The 14,668-nt window shown below is 60.8% G+C and carries 16 protein-coding genes; 5 read left to right on the forward strand and 11 right to left on the reverse strand.

Features of this window, described 5'->3' with window-relative positions; all coding sequences use genetic code 11:
* Window positions 1-24: 24 nt before the first annotated feature.
* The 10 genes from MOV14_RS08455 to MOV14_RS08500 form a co-directional block, all read right to left on the reverse strand.
* On the reverse strand, window positions 25-723 hold the full coding sequence (locus MOV14_RS08455) for an ABC transporter ATP-binding protein (RefSeq protein WP_318536890.1): 699 nt from the start codon (window positions 721-723) through the stop codon (window positions 25-27).
* On the reverse strand, window positions 704-2,263 hold the full coding sequence (locus tag MOV14_RS08460) for a hypothetical protein (protein WP_318536891.1): 1,560 nt from the start codon (window positions 2,261-2,263) through the stop codon (window positions 704-706). Before MOV14_RS08460 ends, MOV14_RS08455 begins: the two co-directional genes overlap by 20 nt.
* Window positions 2,256-3,359, reverse strand: coding sequence for a hypothetical protein (locus MOV14_RS08465; RefSeq protein WP_318536892.1), 1,104 nt, complete (start codon window positions 3,357-3,359; stop codon window positions 2,256-2,258). The genes MOV14_RS08460 and MOV14_RS08465 overlap by 8 nt, the downstream gene beginning before the upstream one ends.
* Window positions 3,343-4,290, reverse strand: a complete 948-nt coding sequence (locus tag MOV14_RS08470; RefSeq protein WP_318536893.1) for a hypothetical protein — start codon at window positions 4,288-4,290, stop codon at window positions 3,343-3,345. The genes MOV14_RS08465 and MOV14_RS08470 overlap by 17 nt, the downstream gene beginning before the upstream one ends.
* Before the next feature lie 194 nt (window positions 4,291-4,484).
* A complete protein-coding gene (locus tag MOV14_RS08475; protein WP_318536894.1) occupies window positions 4,485-5,771 on the reverse strand; it encodes a DUF58 domain-containing protein in 1,287 nt (428 codons plus the stop codon).
* Complete coding sequence (locus tag MOV14_RS08480) at window positions 5,768-6,778, reverse strand: AAA family ATPase (RefSeq protein ID WP_318536895.1); 1,011 nt, start codon at window positions 6,776-6,778, stop codon at window positions 5,768-5,770. The genes MOV14_RS08475 and MOV14_RS08480 overlap by 4 nt, the downstream gene beginning before the upstream one ends.
* 24 nt (window positions 6,779-6,802) lie before the next feature.
* A complete protein-coding gene (locus MOV14_RS08485; protein ID WP_318536896.1) occupies window positions 6,803-7,684 on the reverse strand; it encodes a DUF4350 domain-containing protein in 882 nt (293 codons plus the stop codon).
* Complete coding sequence (locus tag MOV14_RS08490; RefSeq protein WP_318536897.1) at window positions 7,681-9,468, reverse strand: hypothetical protein; 1,788 nt, start codon at window positions 9,466-9,468, stop codon at window positions 7,681-7,683. Before MOV14_RS08490 ends, MOV14_RS08485 begins: the two co-directional genes overlap by 4 nt.
* A complete protein-coding gene (locus MOV14_RS08495; protein WP_318536898.1) occupies window positions 9,465-9,707 on the reverse strand; it encodes a hypothetical protein in 243 nt (80 codons plus the stop codon). The genes MOV14_RS08490 and MOV14_RS08495 overlap by 4 nt, the downstream gene beginning before the upstream one ends.
* Window positions 9,685-10,386, reverse strand: a complete 702-nt coding sequence (locus MOV14_RS08500) for a hypothetical protein (RefSeq protein WP_318536899.1) — start codon at window positions 10,384-10,386, stop codon at window positions 9,685-9,687. Before MOV14_RS08500 ends, MOV14_RS08495 begins: the two co-directional genes overlap by 23 nt.
* A 194-nt stretch (window positions 10,387-10,580) precedes the next feature.
* On the opposite strand from MOV14_RS08500, the gene MOV14_RS08505 reads away from it, so the two are divergent.
* Window positions 10,581-11,297, forward strand: coding sequence for a hypothetical protein (locus MOV14_RS08505; RefSeq protein ID WP_318536900.1), 717 nt, complete (start codon window positions 10,581-10,583; stop codon window positions 11,295-11,297).
* Window positions 11,298-11,481: 184 nt separating this feature from the next.
* On the opposite strand, the gene MOV14_RS09980 is transcribed toward MOV14_RS08505, so the two are convergent.
* On the reverse strand, window positions 11,482-11,604 hold the full coding sequence (locus MOV14_RS09980; RefSeq protein WP_326403686.1) for a hypothetical protein: 123 nt from the start codon (window positions 11,602-11,604) through the stop codon (window positions 11,482-11,484).
* Between MOV14_RS09980 and MOV14_RS08510 the strand changes: the two genes are divergently transcribed.
* Genes MOV14_RS08510 through MOV14_RS08525 form a run of 4 tightly spaced genes read left to right on the forward strand, consistent with a single transcriptional unit; the run spans window position 11,588 to window position 14,667 of the window.
* On the forward strand, window positions 11,588-12,457 hold the full coding sequence (locus MOV14_RS08510) for a hypothetical protein (RefSeq protein WP_318536901.1): 870 nt from the start codon (window positions 11,588-11,590) through the stop codon (window positions 12,455-12,457). The genes MOV14_RS09980 and MOV14_RS08510 overlap by 17 nt on opposite strands.
* 42 nt (window positions 12,458-12,499) lie before the next feature.
* Window positions 12,500-12,931, forward strand: a complete 432-nt coding sequence (locus MOV14_RS08515; protein WP_318536902.1) for a hypothetical protein — start codon at window positions 12,500-12,502, stop codon at window positions 12,929-12,931.
* A 30-nt stretch (window positions 12,932-12,961) separates the two neighbouring features.
* Window positions 12,962-14,419 carry an oligosaccharide flippase family protein gene (locus tag MOV14_RS08520; protein ID WP_318536903.1) on the forward strand — a complete coding sequence of 486 codons (1,458 nt, stop codon included), beginning with the start codon at window positions 12,962-12,964 and terminating at the stop codon, window positions 14,417-14,419.
* A 59-nt stretch (window positions 14,420-14,478) separates the two neighbouring features.
* Window positions 14,479-14,667 carry a HEPN domain-containing protein gene (locus MOV14_RS08525; RefSeq protein ID WP_318536904.1) on the forward strand — a complete coding sequence of 63 codons (189 nt, stop codon included), beginning with the start codon at window positions 14,479-14,481 and terminating at the stop codon, window positions 14,665-14,667.
* Window position 14,668 lies beyond the last annotated feature (1 nt).

The following is a 14,668-nucleotide window of genomic DNA, read 5'->3' on the forward strand; positions in this document are numbered from 1 at the left end:
ACACCCACTCGGTTAAAAACCAGTCTAATATTTCTTTACTGCCTCCCTATCAACAATCCTGCCATCTAGAAGCGTAAGGTCTCTGTCCGACGGGAAGCTCGTAACAAGGTCGGTTGTAGTCATGAGCACGGCCACCCCGATTTCGGCTGAGAGCCTTTTAAACAGCGAAACCACCAGTGCCTCTGAGTAGTTATCGAGGTTGGATGTGGGCTCATCCGCGACGAGTAGCAAAGGCCTCTTAGCGACGGCTCTCGCCACGGCAACCCTCTGCCTCTGCCCCCCGCTGAGCTCGCTAGGCAGGGAGTCCGACAGGCTCTCGATCCCCAGGAGCCTTAAAGAGTTTTCTACGCGTACGCGCCTCTCACCCGGAGGTAAGCCCATGATCCTCAAAGGAAGCTCCACGTTCTCGTAGACCGTATAGGAGTCTATGAGCGAGAAGTACTGGTCAACGTAGCCGATATAGCTCAGCCTGACTCTAGAAAGCCTCCCATCATCAAAACCTGTAACATCGACACCGTTAAACACCACGCGCCCCGAGTCCGGCTTAAGGATGAGGGCCGCTATCCGTGCAAGAGTGGATTTTCCCACCCCGCTCCGCCCCCTGACGACGACAAACTCCCCTGCCCTGACGCTCAGGCTGGCCCCGTCGAGCACTCTGGTATTGCCAAGAGACTTCGAAACGTTCTCTAAGCCAAGCACGATCCTAGCCTCCCGCAACGACAAACACCTCACCTGAGTCAAAGAGCCTGCTAAACCTGGGCAGTGAAGAGAGGAAAGGTTCCACTGGGTAAACACTCAAACCGCTCACATAGCCTTTGGAAAAGTAATCCCTCAGGACCACTGATGGGAACCCGGTCGGGAGCGCTCTACCTGCGTATGAGTAAGCTAGAACACTGCCGGTATCAACTCTCAAGACGCTTGCGCAGAAGTAGCTAACCTTATCGTCGCCGCCCAGGACACCACCCCTCACAAGCCCCAACACTCCCTTGAGGCTTTCGACCTCTGCTTCACTGTAACGCCAGTAGAAGGCGGGGCCGCCCCCGAAGCTTGAGAGCGTGACAAGGCTGAAGGCTGAGAGAGCAAGTAGAAGCAGCGAGAGAGCCACACCAGCCCTGATAACTCGCCTCCCAGCACTGGACAGCACACATGCGAGCACCCCTGCCGGGAGAGAGAAGTAGTTCAAAAACCTGTGAAGCATGGAAGCAAGCTCGGGCTTGGCGAATAGCACGTAGAGGGAGAAAACGCTCGGCGGAAGGGAGAGAGCATACACCGCCGCCAACAGCTCCCTGCGGGGGAGCTTCCTCGAAACCAGGAAAATGAAGGGAGCGAAAGCAGGCGCCACATAGGGTAACAGCTCCCCGTAGTTTACACTGAGCCCTACAACAGCGGGCGTCCGCGACGAGAACAGTAAAAGTAGAAGCACCAACACGCCAACAAGCCCCTCGACATAGCCAACCCTCGAGAACCTCAAGTACACGACAACGCCCAGCGTGAGGTAGCAGGCGTACAGAGCGAGCATAGCCGCGTCTGCGAACCCCAGCCTCAACCGTAACCCAGCACCACCGTAAGCCGTGTAGTACAGAAGGAAAAACCCCCCTGTTAAAAGCCCCAGCACGATGCTCCTAACCGGTCTAATAGGACACGGCTTCCTGTAGTAGCCAATAGCTTTCAAGCCTGTGCAAACTACAGCTAAGCTCAAAAACAGCGAGAAAGCCATAATCGAAGCCAGGTGATGGCTCAGAACCAGAGCTCCCATGAGCACCGTAGCCACCAGCACGTCCCGGCGCGAGCCGCGAGTGGTAAGGAGAAGCAAAGCGAAGAGAAACGGGTAGGCGTAAACCTCCTTGAGTAGAGAGGACGCGAAAACAGCGACTGACGGGTAAAACAGCCAAACCGCAGGCAAAGCCTCAGCAAGGCCACCCCGCCCGATGATGCGCTTAGCGAAAGCACCTAGCATCAGGGAAGACGACAAAAGCGAAGCCACAAGGAGGGAGAAGCTGTAGGTTAGCTCGACGCCAACACCTGAAACCAGCGAGAACATAGCAGATGCTAGTATAACGCCAGGCCACCTGTTATTGTAACCATCAAAGGCGCGGTCATCCCATATTCTCAAGCTCGAGTTCGAAGCAATTCTCTCACTCGCCCTAATCAGCGGCCAAACGTCGGTCGAAAAGGGCTCACCCGTAATAAGGTAAGGGAGCAGGTGGAGTAGCAGGCCCGCGCAGAGAATCAATCCCAGAGCTGCGTGATGTAGCTTACTCAAACACCTCCCCTCCCAAAACGCCTGCAGAGGCGAAGACCCAGACAAGTACCACGCCCGCGGCCAGGACCATCGGTGAGGGAGCAGGCCTCACCACGAACCCGAAGAGCCTGAGACCCAAAGGCGCGTAGCACAGGATAAGGCCCGCCAGAACCCCGCCTAGTGCCGCGTAGGCAAGTAGCACTGCGACCAAGCCGGCCTTCAAGGACCTCGAGGATACACCAGTGTACCTTAACACGGCAAACTCCCTAGCCCGCGCCGCGAGCACAAACCCTCCAAGCATCAAGGCAGACACAGCCAGCGTCGCGCACACAGCCACAACCAGAGCTTGGAAAACCTCCACCGGGACTCCAAGCCTGTCAAGCGCCTCACCGGCGTAAGCCGAGTAAAGTTTCGCGCTGAAGTTGCCACCTGCACTCCTAACCGCCAGGACTACCCTCTCCCCGACGCCCTTCCCGTAGGGACCAGAACCGAGCGCCTCCAGCACTGCAGCGGCCCCCCTCTCAGAGCGGATTACGGCAACCGAAGCCTGAGACGACCCAAACCCGCGGATAAAACGGGCAGTCGTAAGGTCTGAGACGAGCATCCACGAGTAGGGCCACCCACTGGCGAGGCCGCAGACCCGGAGAACGTAAGGGAGGGAAGTGTAAGGCGAGTAGACAAGAATCTCTACCCCCTCGCGCGCGCCGAGCTCACGTGCTAAATCCTCCCCTACCAGCAAGCAGCCTTGTCGCGCGGAGCTGGCCGATGAGGAAACACTCTTGAGGGCCCCCTCCCCTAGACCCACTAAGATTACCGTTGAGTTCCTTAGCCTAACCAGCGCGTAGACTCTCTCCTCGATCTCAACGCCGGGAACGCTCCCGAGCCTTTCCCTTAGCTGGCCAACGTTGACGACGGAGGTGAAAGGTGCCAAAGAGATGCTCGTCACAACGACAGCCCCGGGGCTCCCGGCATCCACGATACTATCGTAGAACCCGTAGACCCCGAATAGAAGCGAGCCTGAGGCGATGACTGCGAGCTCCATCAGCAGGATTTGGAGAAACACCAAAACGTGTAGCCTGAAACCCCAGACGCGGGCAACCTCAGCAAGCACCCTCACTTCTACCCACCTTGAAGCGTGTGACCAGGAAGCCTGAAAGAATAGTTACCACGACGTGCATGGTGAATGGCGCCAGCACTGTAGGCGGGGGGAGAGGCCTGGAGAACACGGTAAACCCGAAGAACCTCAAAGCCCAGAGAGCACCATGGGCGATCACGACGCCGGCGGCGACACCGTAGGCGGATGAGACGAGGATTACGCTCGCGAGAGACAGAAATACAGCGGACTCAAGCTCACCGAGCCCTAAACCCTGACCCCTCAGCACTGAGATCTCCCGGGAGATAGACTCGACAGCCCTTGAGAAGGCTAGAGGGGAGGCCACCGCGAACGGGAGGAGTGACAGGAGTGCCAGAAGAAGCATGAGTCTCGAGAAGCCGGCACCGAGGTCACCGACCACCTCCAGCTGGGTCAAAGGCTGAGGGCAAAGCCTCAGCCCTCCCTCGCCCACGGTGAAGTTCACGACGGCAAAGCTCCCTCCAAGGTACCTGCATTCAACGAAGCCCACAACGCCCACACTGTAAACCCCTAGGGGTGTTGAAAAGCGTATATCGCGACCAGCAAAGCTCTTCCAGGCTTCGACGCTTAGAAGAGCGCCGCTGGCGCCCCCGACAGCGTACGCGGCCTTGCAACCGTACATGCTGAGGAAGTCACCGGTATTCCCGACGAGATAAACAGGTACGAGGCCTTCACCCCCGATCTGCGCGTAGGCAATCCTGGCCCAGATGCAACCAGGCCTCTGCTGAGCCGGGCCGAGAGTCGTTGTAGCTATTGTCGCGGCCTCTTGGGTCACAGCAACCGAGCCGACGAGGTAGATGGAGGACAGCGTAAGCGGCAGGGAAACAACCAGCAGGGCAACCCTGAGGACCTCCCCCCTCGTGCACACCCCGATCAGGATCACCCAAGCTCTAACAATTCTGGCCAAATCAGCCATCCACAGAACTTCCCCCCAACCCTCCCACGAGCCCTCTCCCTTTAAACGTTACCTCACACACTCTGCTGAAAAGCCCGATGGACGCCAGCTTCCACTTGCACCTTAACCCATCCGAGCAAACTGTGACGCGCCACGCAAGCATCACTAGCTGCAGCAAAACACTCGTAGCCCCCAGAGTGCGCGCTGAAAGAGTCTCATGCGGAAGTTTCAACAACCAGCATGCCCGGAGCCCCCTCCCCGCAGAGAAGCACACGGGCACCTGTCGAGGAAAGTTTTCCAAGGATTCTTCGAAAGCTGGCTTTTACTACCCCAGCCTCCGCCTCGCTACGGGCATCCAGCCACGGCTCAGCCGGCACAACGAGGCTCAAAGTCCCGCCCTGCATGGAGACGCTGGAGGCGAGATCTAAAACCTCGCTAGTATTGTGGAGGAGGGTAGTAGCATACACGATGTTCCCGTGCGACAGCACCTTCGCCAGACTACTGCCTTCAAACCGTAGGCTTAAACCAGCTATTTCCTTCAAAACCCTGCGCAGCTCGTAAAACGTCGGGGGCTCAATAAACTCATACAAGTCCAGCTCGTCCGCGACCTTAGACTCCAAGACTCTGTTGACAACGTACGCGAGAACCCCGTGAGGGGAGCTGAAAGCCAGCAGCCGTCCCGATTCGACATCGTAAACACCCGAGGCACCCACACCCTGCGCTGTAAGCCCCACAGCCAGCGAGAGCACAGCCGAAGCCACAGCGTCGCAGGTGTACGGCCCGAGGCACCGCGTGTCGAAGGTCAACATAGGTTGGGAGCCAGCCCCCTCTCGAAACTCCTTGACGAACAGCTTCTGCCTCCTAGCTGTAGCCTTCCAGTCAATAAACTTCAAGTTATCGCCGGGCCAGTACTCCCTGCTCTCGACGTACTCCTCCGGAATAAACCTCGAGTAGATGACTTGAGGTGAGACGCCCCTCGGCGTGCGGCCTCGTAACCCCTCCCCAATCCCGAGCAAGGCGAGAGCCTGCTGTAGCCAGAAGAGCGTTGCGGGCTTGACGCGGAAGGAAAGGCCCACTGGAAACTCCTCCAGGAGCTCAAAAAAGCCGAGCCTGCTGGAAACCTTAACAACGAGGGCCTCAAGGCTGTACACGCCGCTGTGCCTGAAAACAGCCTCGAAGCGGTACAGCAGCACCTTCCCCCTAGCCTCCACCCCGCTAACCCTCAACCACTTAGGTAGCCCGACGGGCTCAAACGAACCCCCAGCCACAACCTCGAAGCCAGGCCTCTCCCAAACCCAAACTTCCTGAAGAGGCGAGCCCCTTACATCTAGCACCAGCCCTCGAGAGGAGCGCACGAGCCACGCAAAGTCGAGTAGGAGGGGGAGCGATGCCCCAGCGCCAATCAAGGCTAACAGCCGGTCTCGAAGGATAAGGGCTGAAGCCCAAAGGAAGAGCAGCATAGCCGTGAACGCGAAGCCGCGATCCGGGAGGTTGATCCTCATACCTTGGGGACCTCCACGCTCTTCAAAGCCTTCTCCACAACATCGAAGGGCGAAACGCCCTCAGACTGGAACTCCGGCTTCAAAACAACCCTATGAGCCAGAACGTACCTAGCAATGCTCTTAACGTCGTCCGGGATAACGTACCCCCTTCCCTCCAGGAGAGCCCAGGCCCTTGCCCCCCGGTAAAGCCAAATACTAGCCCTAGGCGAAGGACCCACGAGGACCTCGCTGGAACGCCTCACAAACCCGACAAGGCTCACAATGTACCTCAAGATCTTCTGCGAGACATAAACCCTCTTCACCAGGTCCATGGCCCTGAGGAGCTCCTCCTGCCCGACAGAGGGCCTGAGCTTCGACGGGGCCTCGCCTGGAGCCTCCTCGAGCACAGACTCAACAGCGTCCGAGATCTCAACAACCATAGCCTCGATCCCCTCGTCGGGGTAGGAGGTATGGTACCCGTAAGCGAACCGGTCTATAAGCACGGGTGTCAAGGGGTAGGTACCCTCTGTGCCGATGGGCATCTGCGTCGCGAGCACGAGGAAGGGCTTTGGAAGAGCGTACCTGGTGCCCTCAATGCTGACCTCCCTCTCCTGCATCGCCTCCAGCAGAGCACTCTGCGTCCTCGGAGGAGCGCGGTTCAGCTCATCAACAAGCAGGACGTTCGTGAAGACAGGCCCCTTCCTTAAAACCCACTCCCCTCTCCTCAAGTCGAAGTAGTACGTGCCTATAATGTCGCTCGGAAGAAGGTCGGGCGTCATCTGGACGCGCTTGAAGGAGCCTCCAATAAGGCTCGCAAAGACCCTAGCCATGCTAGTCTTACCGGTCCCAGGGGGCCCCTCGAGGAAGATATGCCCCCCCGTGAGCGTGGCTACCAGGAGTAGCCTCTTAAGGTCGTCGTAGCCCACGATATAGGCGTCAAGCTTGTTCAGGATCTCGGCTGCCCGACTCAGGAAAGCTTTCGCCTCAGCTACTAGAGCAGTTTCCCCAACGCTATTACCACCCTCCACTAACACCCACCTCCAATGTTCATATCAGCTAGGGATAACTCTTTTCACCCTCCTATAAACAAGGAGAGACACGACGTAAACGAGCAGGCCAGTCAGGGGAACGCTCACGTACCTCAACGTCGAACCGTACACCAAGCCTACAGCACCAACAATCAGCGACCTCGCGTAAGTGTAGGTAGACCCGCTCCAAAGCCCGCCCAGGACGTAGACCCCCCTCTGGCCCAGCACGCTCCCTATCATCTCATAGTTCCCTCCCATACTAAGCATCGAGTTTATAAAAATTGACGCGTCTGAGAGGACGACTACCCGGCCACGGCCCAGAGGCTCCTCGTAGGCCACGCAGAAAGGCCCGTAGGGCTCCCCCTCGTCGCGGACACCGTTCGAGTTCAAGTCGAGGTAGCTGAAAGGCGACGAGTAGGCCAGGCAAACCCCCCTCCCGTCAGGCTCCACGTAGCTGGCGTAGTTCAAGTAAAGATCAAAGCCACTGCCATTAACCCGTGAAACCGCTCTGGGGAGTAAAGGAGACCTGTACATGAAGACACCGTCCTCCAGAAGCGCACCACCTACGCGCGTAGAGACCCCGAGGGCCTCCAGGATAGAGTTCCCCGAGCCGAAGTCATCCGCGACGACGAGCAACCCGCCCTCCTCGACGAAGCCCCTCAGACCCGCGGCACCGGCGCCTGACAGGTTGAGCGAGGGTCCTACAATAACTAAGGCTGAGTCGCGAGGCAACCCTCCTATATCCGCGACGCCGACAACGCTGACGTTAAACGCCTGGCAGAAAGCCGTCAGGCCGTTCCAGAGAGGGTTGTCAGGTGAAAAGTCGTCTGTAGACGGGACAAGGGCAACCATCAAGACAAGCACGACAAGCGCCAAGCCTAAGCCGAGAAGAATATACCCCCTCAACCCCCACCACCCAGGGTGCTCACAAAAGCCCTTATGATGCGCTCTATCAAAGCTCTCTCGCCCTCAAGCTGGCTGTAAAGCACCGCCTCAAGCCTCAGCATGAAGAACCTGATAGGATTCCACAGAGCCTCGGAAACCCTGCCTCTGACCGCTCCAAGGTACTCCCGAATAGTGTAGCTGGGCTCAAACCTGACACCGCTAAGCCTCTCCAGGAGCTCCACCAGAGACTGGAAAAGGCCCCTCAAACCATCCTCCCTGACCTCTCCGCCGCGCCTTGACGCCGCTCCCGCGGGCAAAGCCTCTTCAAGAGGGGGGCTCAGGGGACCACCAGAGGATCCCCTAGGGAGTAACGCGAGGGCAACAAACACCAGCACACCCCCTGCCACCAGGAAGACGAAAACGTTGTAAACCGGCAGCTCCAAACCCAGATCCACGGCCCTATACCCAGGATCCAGCGGGGAGACATGAAGCACTACCCTGAGCCTCCTATCCAGGTAGGTGTGAGGCACACTCAAGGAAACGTTGTAACCCTGAACATAGGTGAAAACGCCTGGAGCAGTGTAAACGTTGAGCCGGGACTCCACGCTCGGCGAAATCGAGATAGCGTACGTGAAGCCAGTCAAAATGAAAGCTGGGGCATTAACCTCAACGCTCGGCGTGAACCTTACCACACTCACCCTCAGGGTCACCAGGCCTGGTGCAATCACGCCCCTCGGGGAGCTGGCAACCCGGATGGTGTACGTACCCTCCCGGGCTGAAGCAGGGACAGGGATAGAGAAGCTGTACACCGAGCCGTTTGAAGCAAAGCTCGCGTTAAACCCGAACGGCCCCTCGACGCTGACCTCAAGCCCCTCGTCCGCACGCACGTGGAGAGAGAAGCTTCTCCCCGGCAGGCAAGTTTGGTTATCGAGCCACGCCTCGAGGCCCGGCTCGTAGAAGACAACCTTAACGTACACGTCCCGCGACCTCGCGTACTTGTAGAACCCATCCGACAAGAACTCCCCGTAGACCCTCACAGGGCTCTGGTAAACCCTCACGGGGATCCACAGCCTGAAGTAGCCCTCACCGTCGGTAACGGTGGTGTACCTCTCAGAGTCGAGGTACACGTACACGGTCTTACCCGGCACTCCAGACCCCTCTACGGAGGCAAGCCTCCCGCTGACACCCAGATACTCGCCGTACAAGACCTCACTGCTGGAGACCTCCAGCTCCAGGGAAGTCCCCACAGCGGTTTCGAGAGCCTCCCTGACCTTGTCGCGGAGGGCGACGTACCTCTCCTTCAACACGTCCAGCGGGTACCTGAGGTTCGACGTCATCTGGTCTAGCACGCTGCCCGGGAGCCCGAGGGAGCGCAGGACCTCCACAGCTGACTCAACGTACGAGTAGCGGATCTCCGCCACGCTCAAGCTTGTGGAAGCGTTCTCGAGCACGGTCAGCGAAGTCCCAAAGTCCCCCTTCACGTACAAAGCCTCCGCCAGGTCCAGCAGCGCCTTGCTCTCGTTGATCGCCCCCGTGTAGGAGTCAAGGAGCTCGCGCAACCTCTGGTAGGCCGCCCTGTAGCGCTCAGGCACATAAACCGCAGAGGCGTTGGTGAGGATGTCCTTAGCAGATGCGATGTCGAAGCCCGCCAGGTACGAGGAGTAGGACAGGTACAGCCTGGCGAGAGCCAGAGCGTCGGGCCCCGACTCCGGGACCAGAGAGGGGTCGACGTGCCTGACCAGAAAGGGCTGAGCCAAGGCAGATAAGGCTAGGACGGCCAAAGCCAGGAGGAGAATACGCTTCAAAAGCCGAGCACCTCGAGAACCCTGAGTGCGACCGCGACCGCGAAAGCCGCGAAGAGAGCGACAGCCAGGTAGTCCCTCGTGGCGCGCCTCGGCCTGAGCACCGCCTTCACGACGAAGTACTCGAGAGCATACATCGAGATGTAGGCGTCAACCCTGCCCTCCCCCAGCGAGTAGAGAGCCCAGAAGGTCGTGAAGATCATGAACGCGAGGAGGGTGTTAGCCAGATGCTCCCTCTCCACCAGCCCCACCCCTAACGACAACCCTCCTCAAGCCCCCCTCCTCAACGTCGCTCACCACAGTGGCACTACCCCTGAGAACGGCCATCACGCTCCCGGCCACAATCCCGTATATGCTCCCGACAGTCGAAGTGAGCCTGTAAGGGCTGGAGGCCCTTCCCCCTCTAAACTCGACGAGAGCCTCCCCGCCGCGCTCAACGCACCGAACCCACTCTGCCAGCCCAAGCCTGTCCACAGCCACTTCCTCGACGAGGCCGCAGAAGTCACCCCCTCCGCCCGAAACAAGACCGCTCACAGGCGACTTGAGAGCAATAACCACGTTATCACCCTCAACCCTCACGAAGAAGTCCGGCTTCTCAGCGGGCACGCTGGAGATAGGCTTCTTGGACACAAAAACGTACACCTCCCCGCCGTACGACGCGTACAGGTTGTAGCTACCAACCCTGAAGAACTCGAGCGCCACAGCCATGTTCGTCAGCGAGGAGTCGACTAGCCCCAGAAGCTCCCTAGAGACCTCCAGGCGGGAGGGCGTCAAGGCCATGCTTGCACCGACAACCGCCAAGCCGATCCACAAGGCCACCAGAGGCACGAGGCCGAGGAGAAGGTAAGTGGCAACCGCTAGAGCGCAGCCCGCGACCACAAAGGAAACACCGAAGCCCTGGTACGCTGAGACCCTAGCCATCACTACACTGAGAGCATACAAGCAGGCCGAGCTATTATATTTTTTACCCAAAGGCCACTCGCGAACAACTCCCGAGGCTCCGCGCGGAAGGGTGCTTGCGCAGGAGTCGTGAAGCCCGCCCATAGGCGCGCGGAAAGCCAGGGAACCCCCTCACAGAGTAACTTTTTTACTTGAGCACGACATTGGAGCGGCGTGTGAGCAAAATGAAGGAGAGGCTCTGGCTCCTGACCGCCACCGCCCTCAACGCGCTAGGCCTCATGGCCGGCCTCCACGGAGTAGCCGTCTTCCGGGAAAACCCTAGCCTCGTCACGATGGTGCGCCTGGACTACCTCCTCTGGGCCGACTTCCTGCTATCCCTGGCGGCCGCGCTGATGAACGTCAAGGCCTTCTGGAGGACGCACAGCGTGGCCTCAACGTACACGCTCAACCTGGCTTACGCCGCCCTCCTTGTCCTCGCCCGCCTAGCCTCAACCATCCAGTCCATGCTGGACTACGACCTGATGAACCCCCCTGTGGGCACGCTGCACACGCCCAGAGCCCTCCCCCTAGCCCTGCTCATAGTCCCCCTCTCAGCCCTCAACCTCGTACCCTCCCTGGCGCACCTCCTCCTATCCCAGCCCATCCTCCTCGCCGATGCCCCGGCGCTGCACAACCTGCTGGCCGCCGCTAGGCCCCTCCTAGCCGGGAAGCTGAGCCCGAACACGCCTCGAAGAGCCGTAACCCTAGCCTTCCTAACAGCTTTCCTCCTGAGGCTCTACCCCGAGCTGAAGTACTGGCCCTGGCACATAGGCTGGGACACAGTCGAGTACACGGCCCACCTCCAGGACTTCCTCGAAAGGCTGAACCCGTTCACCGCCTACCACTGGATGGGCGCGATGAGGAACACCCCCCGCTCCTCGACATCCTCCTAGTCCTCCCCGCCAAGTTCGCAGGCGCGTGGCTCACCTTCAAGGCATACCCGCCCCTAGCCTACGGGGCCCTCGCCGCCGCCACCTGCGTCTACGCCGCGCGACTCTCAGGGGACTGGCGGAAGGGCTACGCCGCGTCGGTCCTCTCCTCCCTGTACATACTCAACCTCAGGATCTCCTGGGACTACTAGAGGCAGCACCTCGGAAGCATCCTCCTCGTCGCCACCCTGGCGGCCTTCGACACCGCGAACCCAGCCCCACTCGCCAAGGCATCCCTGCTCGTCCTGACCGCGATGTCCCACGAGGTCACGGCGTTCGCGGCGATAGCACTCTCAGCCTACTGGCTCTGGGAAACCCTCAGCAGGCGTCGAAACCCCGCGGCACCGCTGCTAGCCCTTGCAGCCTCGACGCTCCTCGAGCTCTGGTACTGGAAAGCCCCAGTGACGCCGAACCCCTACACCCAGCTGGCACCGCCAGGCCTCGTCCCCTACGACTACACAGACGAAGCCCCGCAAGCACTAGCCTACATCGCGGCCGAGCTAGCACCCATACTGCTCCCCGCGTCCCTCACGAGGCACAAGCCGAGGTACACGGCAGTCGCCGCGATAGCCCTGCTCCTAGCCGGGGCCTCGCCGCTGATCGCACCCTACACCGCCGCCGCTACGTGGTACAGGTTCCTCATCCAGCTCTCACCAATCCTGGCGCCCCTCGCCTTCCTGAGTATGCTCGAGGCAAACCCTGACAGGAGGCTCCTCGCCGTAGCATTGGCCGTGACGGTGGCCCTGCCGTCAGCCTACTACCTCGCAGGCTCCCCAATGACCTCGAAGTACACCTCCGCTATACGCGAGTTCCCCTACGCGATGGTTCCAGGCAACACGCCGCATGCCCTTGAGGACATGAACAGGACAGCCTGGCTGGTCGCATCCCTGAACCACACCCCCATAGTCGCAGACCCGAGCCCGGCCAGGTTTATACACCTCTACCTGAGAAACCCCACACCCCAGCAGCTAACCTGGCTCGACACAGCAACCCTCACCTGCGCCTCCCTGCGGAAACCCCTAATCGTGGTGACCACAAGGGACCTCCCCCAGGGCTTCTGCAACGCCACAACAGTGCCCCTAAACCCCAACGCCACCTTCAAAGCCTACCTCATCACCCCATAGAAAAGCATATATTCTTTCAATAGAATAAATTTCGTCTTCCTTATGGCGGGGAGCGAGCGCTCGGCCCTCTCTCGCGGGCAGTGTTCCTTTGGTGACGTCGACGTCGAGGTTACGCCGAGGCTCGTCCGCGCCGCCCTCACTAAAGCCAGGCGCTCAGGGATCTACTGGAGGCTTAAGCCCGCGGAGAGGGCCCTGCTCGTGCTCGCATCTCGCCTACGCCGCATCAGGAGCCCCGTGCTCCGCGAAGCGCTCCTAGCCGTGCTCCAGAGGGTCTGGCCCCAGAAGGCCCTCGTCATCAGGGCCTACGAGCTGGGCCTCAAGCTCATAAGCCGGAAAGCCCAGCTAGCCCTGAGGCTGGGGATGAGGAGCGCGGCGGAGGGGCTCCTCAGCCTCGCGAGGGACGCAAGGCTAGCCATCCTCGCGGGGCTAAGCTACCTCAACACACCACCACTCTACAGGCCCTCGTTGCCGTGAGGCTTGAAGCGTAGAGCCGGGTAGGGGCACGTGGAGCTCGAGGACTTCCTCAGGGGTACAGCGTGGCTCACAGCCGGCCAGCTAACCGCCACCTTCATAGCCGGGCTCGCGTCGATAGCCATCGCGAGGATCCTCGGCCCCAGCGGCTACGGCCTCTACAGCCTCTCCATCTCCGCCGCAGGCCTCCTAGCCCTCCTCTCGTGGCTCGGCGTAGACCAGGCCGCAGTCAGGAAGGCCTCCCGAGACAGGCAGAGCTCGAAGCAGGTGCTCGACACAGCCCTGACGTTCGCCCTCCTAAACGCACTGGCAGTAGCCGCCGTCGGCCTCGCATCCTCTCAGCTCCTCGCTCAGGCCGTCGGGAGGCCCGAGCTCGCAGCGACGGTAGCCCTAGCCTCCCTCTCCGTAGCCCTGGCAATCCCGCTCGCCGCGGCCAACCTCCTCACGGCTGTGGGCAGGGCAGACGTCCCGGCGAAGGCGGGCGTCGCGCTCCAGCTCCTCAGGGCGGCCCTCGTCCCAAGCCTGGCGCTCGCCGCGGGCTACTACGGCGCAGTCACCGGGCACAGCGCAGCCTACCTCCTCGCCGCGCTCATCGCCCTAGCCCTCTACCGGAGGGCCACGGGCCCCTGGAGGCCCACCCTCACCGGCCTCAGAGAGCTCATCTCCTTCGGCGCGCCCCTCTGGCTCCCAGGGGTCCTCAGCACCCTGGTTGCCTTCGCCAGAACCGCCGCGACCGGCCAGCTCCTTGGGAACGCGGAGATCGGCGCCCTAGCCGCGGCGATGAACTTCTCGGCGCTCGCGGGCGTCCTCGTCACCCCCCTCTCCTCCATGGCCCTCCCCTACATCTCCTCCTCCAACGGCGGCGAGAGGCGAGCCCTCAGGCACGTCGTCAGGACCTCAGCCCTCATCTCCGCACCGATAGCCGTCTACACCCTCCTATACGCGGAGCCCCTCGTCCAGGCGATCTACGGCGAAGCCTACAGCGCCGCTGCCCTCCCCCTCAGGATCCTCGCCCTCCAGTACCTCCTACCCCTCTTCGGCTCCACGGCCCTCACCCAGTACCTCGTCGCGCGGGGGGACAACAAGACAGTCCTCAAGGCCTCCATCGCCTCAAGCCTAACCCAGCTAGCCGCCATATACCCCCTCACCCTCTCCGCCCGGGCCCCGGGAGTCGCCGCCTCGATCATCCTCTCGCAGGCCGCGGGCCTCACGTACACCTATCTCAAAGCCCGGGAAAACGCCTTCGAGCCCACCCCCCTCCTACCAGCCCTCATAGCGGCCCTGCCCTCACTCCCCCTACTCCTAGCCGGAACCCACCCCCTCCTCAAGGCAGCCGCCGGGATGGCCGTCTACACAGCCAGCTACATCCTAGCCGCCCTCGCAACAGGCACACTCACCAGGGCCGAGGTCTCAACGCTCATCACCGCACTCCGCCCAGCAACCCTCAAGGCCCAACCCCCTCAACACCAGGGGCACAGCCCAGTGAGCTAATCCTCAGTTAGCACTGGCCACGCGCCCCAGGCTCCAGGAGCTCGAGCGGCGAGCCGTCGGTGAGCGACGAGTACGCTCAGACCCTGCGCAAGAGGGCGCTGAGCGCGCTCAAGTGGGCGCAGAGAGCCTGCCAGGAGGGCGACTACGACACCTGCGCGCTGCCGGCGGAGTATGCGGCCCAGCTCTACCTGAAGAGCCTGATCTACCACGTCACCGGGGAGGTGCTTGAGGGTGGGAGGAGTGGATGAA

Origin of the sequence: Infirmifilum sp. NZ (genome assembly GCF_022693705.1) — an archaeon.
Lineage (GTDB): Archaea > Thermoproteota > Thermoprotei > Thermofilales > Thermofilaceae > Thermofilum.

What these genes read in the sequence shown, in the direction of transcription:
- MOV14_RS08470 (WP_318536893.1), bottom strand. Translation starts at nt 4,290, where the DNA reads ATGGCTGATTTGGCCAGAATTGTTAGAGCTTGGGTGATCCTGATCGGG.
- MOV14_RS08475 (WP_318536894.1), bottom strand. Translation starts at nt 5,771, where the DNA reads ATGAGGATCAACCTCCCGGATCGCGGCTTCGCGTTCACGGCTATGCTG.
- MOV14_RS08500 (WP_318536899.1), bottom strand. Translation starts at nt 10,386, where the DNA reads ATGGCTAGGGTCTCAGCGTACCAGGGCTTCGGTGTTTCCTTTGTGGTC.
- MOV14_RS08510 (WP_318536901.1), top strand. Translation starts at nt 11,588, where the DNA reads ATGTCCCACGAGGTCACGGCGTTCGCGGCGATAGCACTCTCAGCCTAC.
- MOV14_RS08515 (WP_318536902.1), top strand. Translation starts at nt 12,500, where the DNA reads ATGGCGGGGAGCGAGCGCTCGGCCCTCTCTCGCGGGCAGTGTTCCTTT.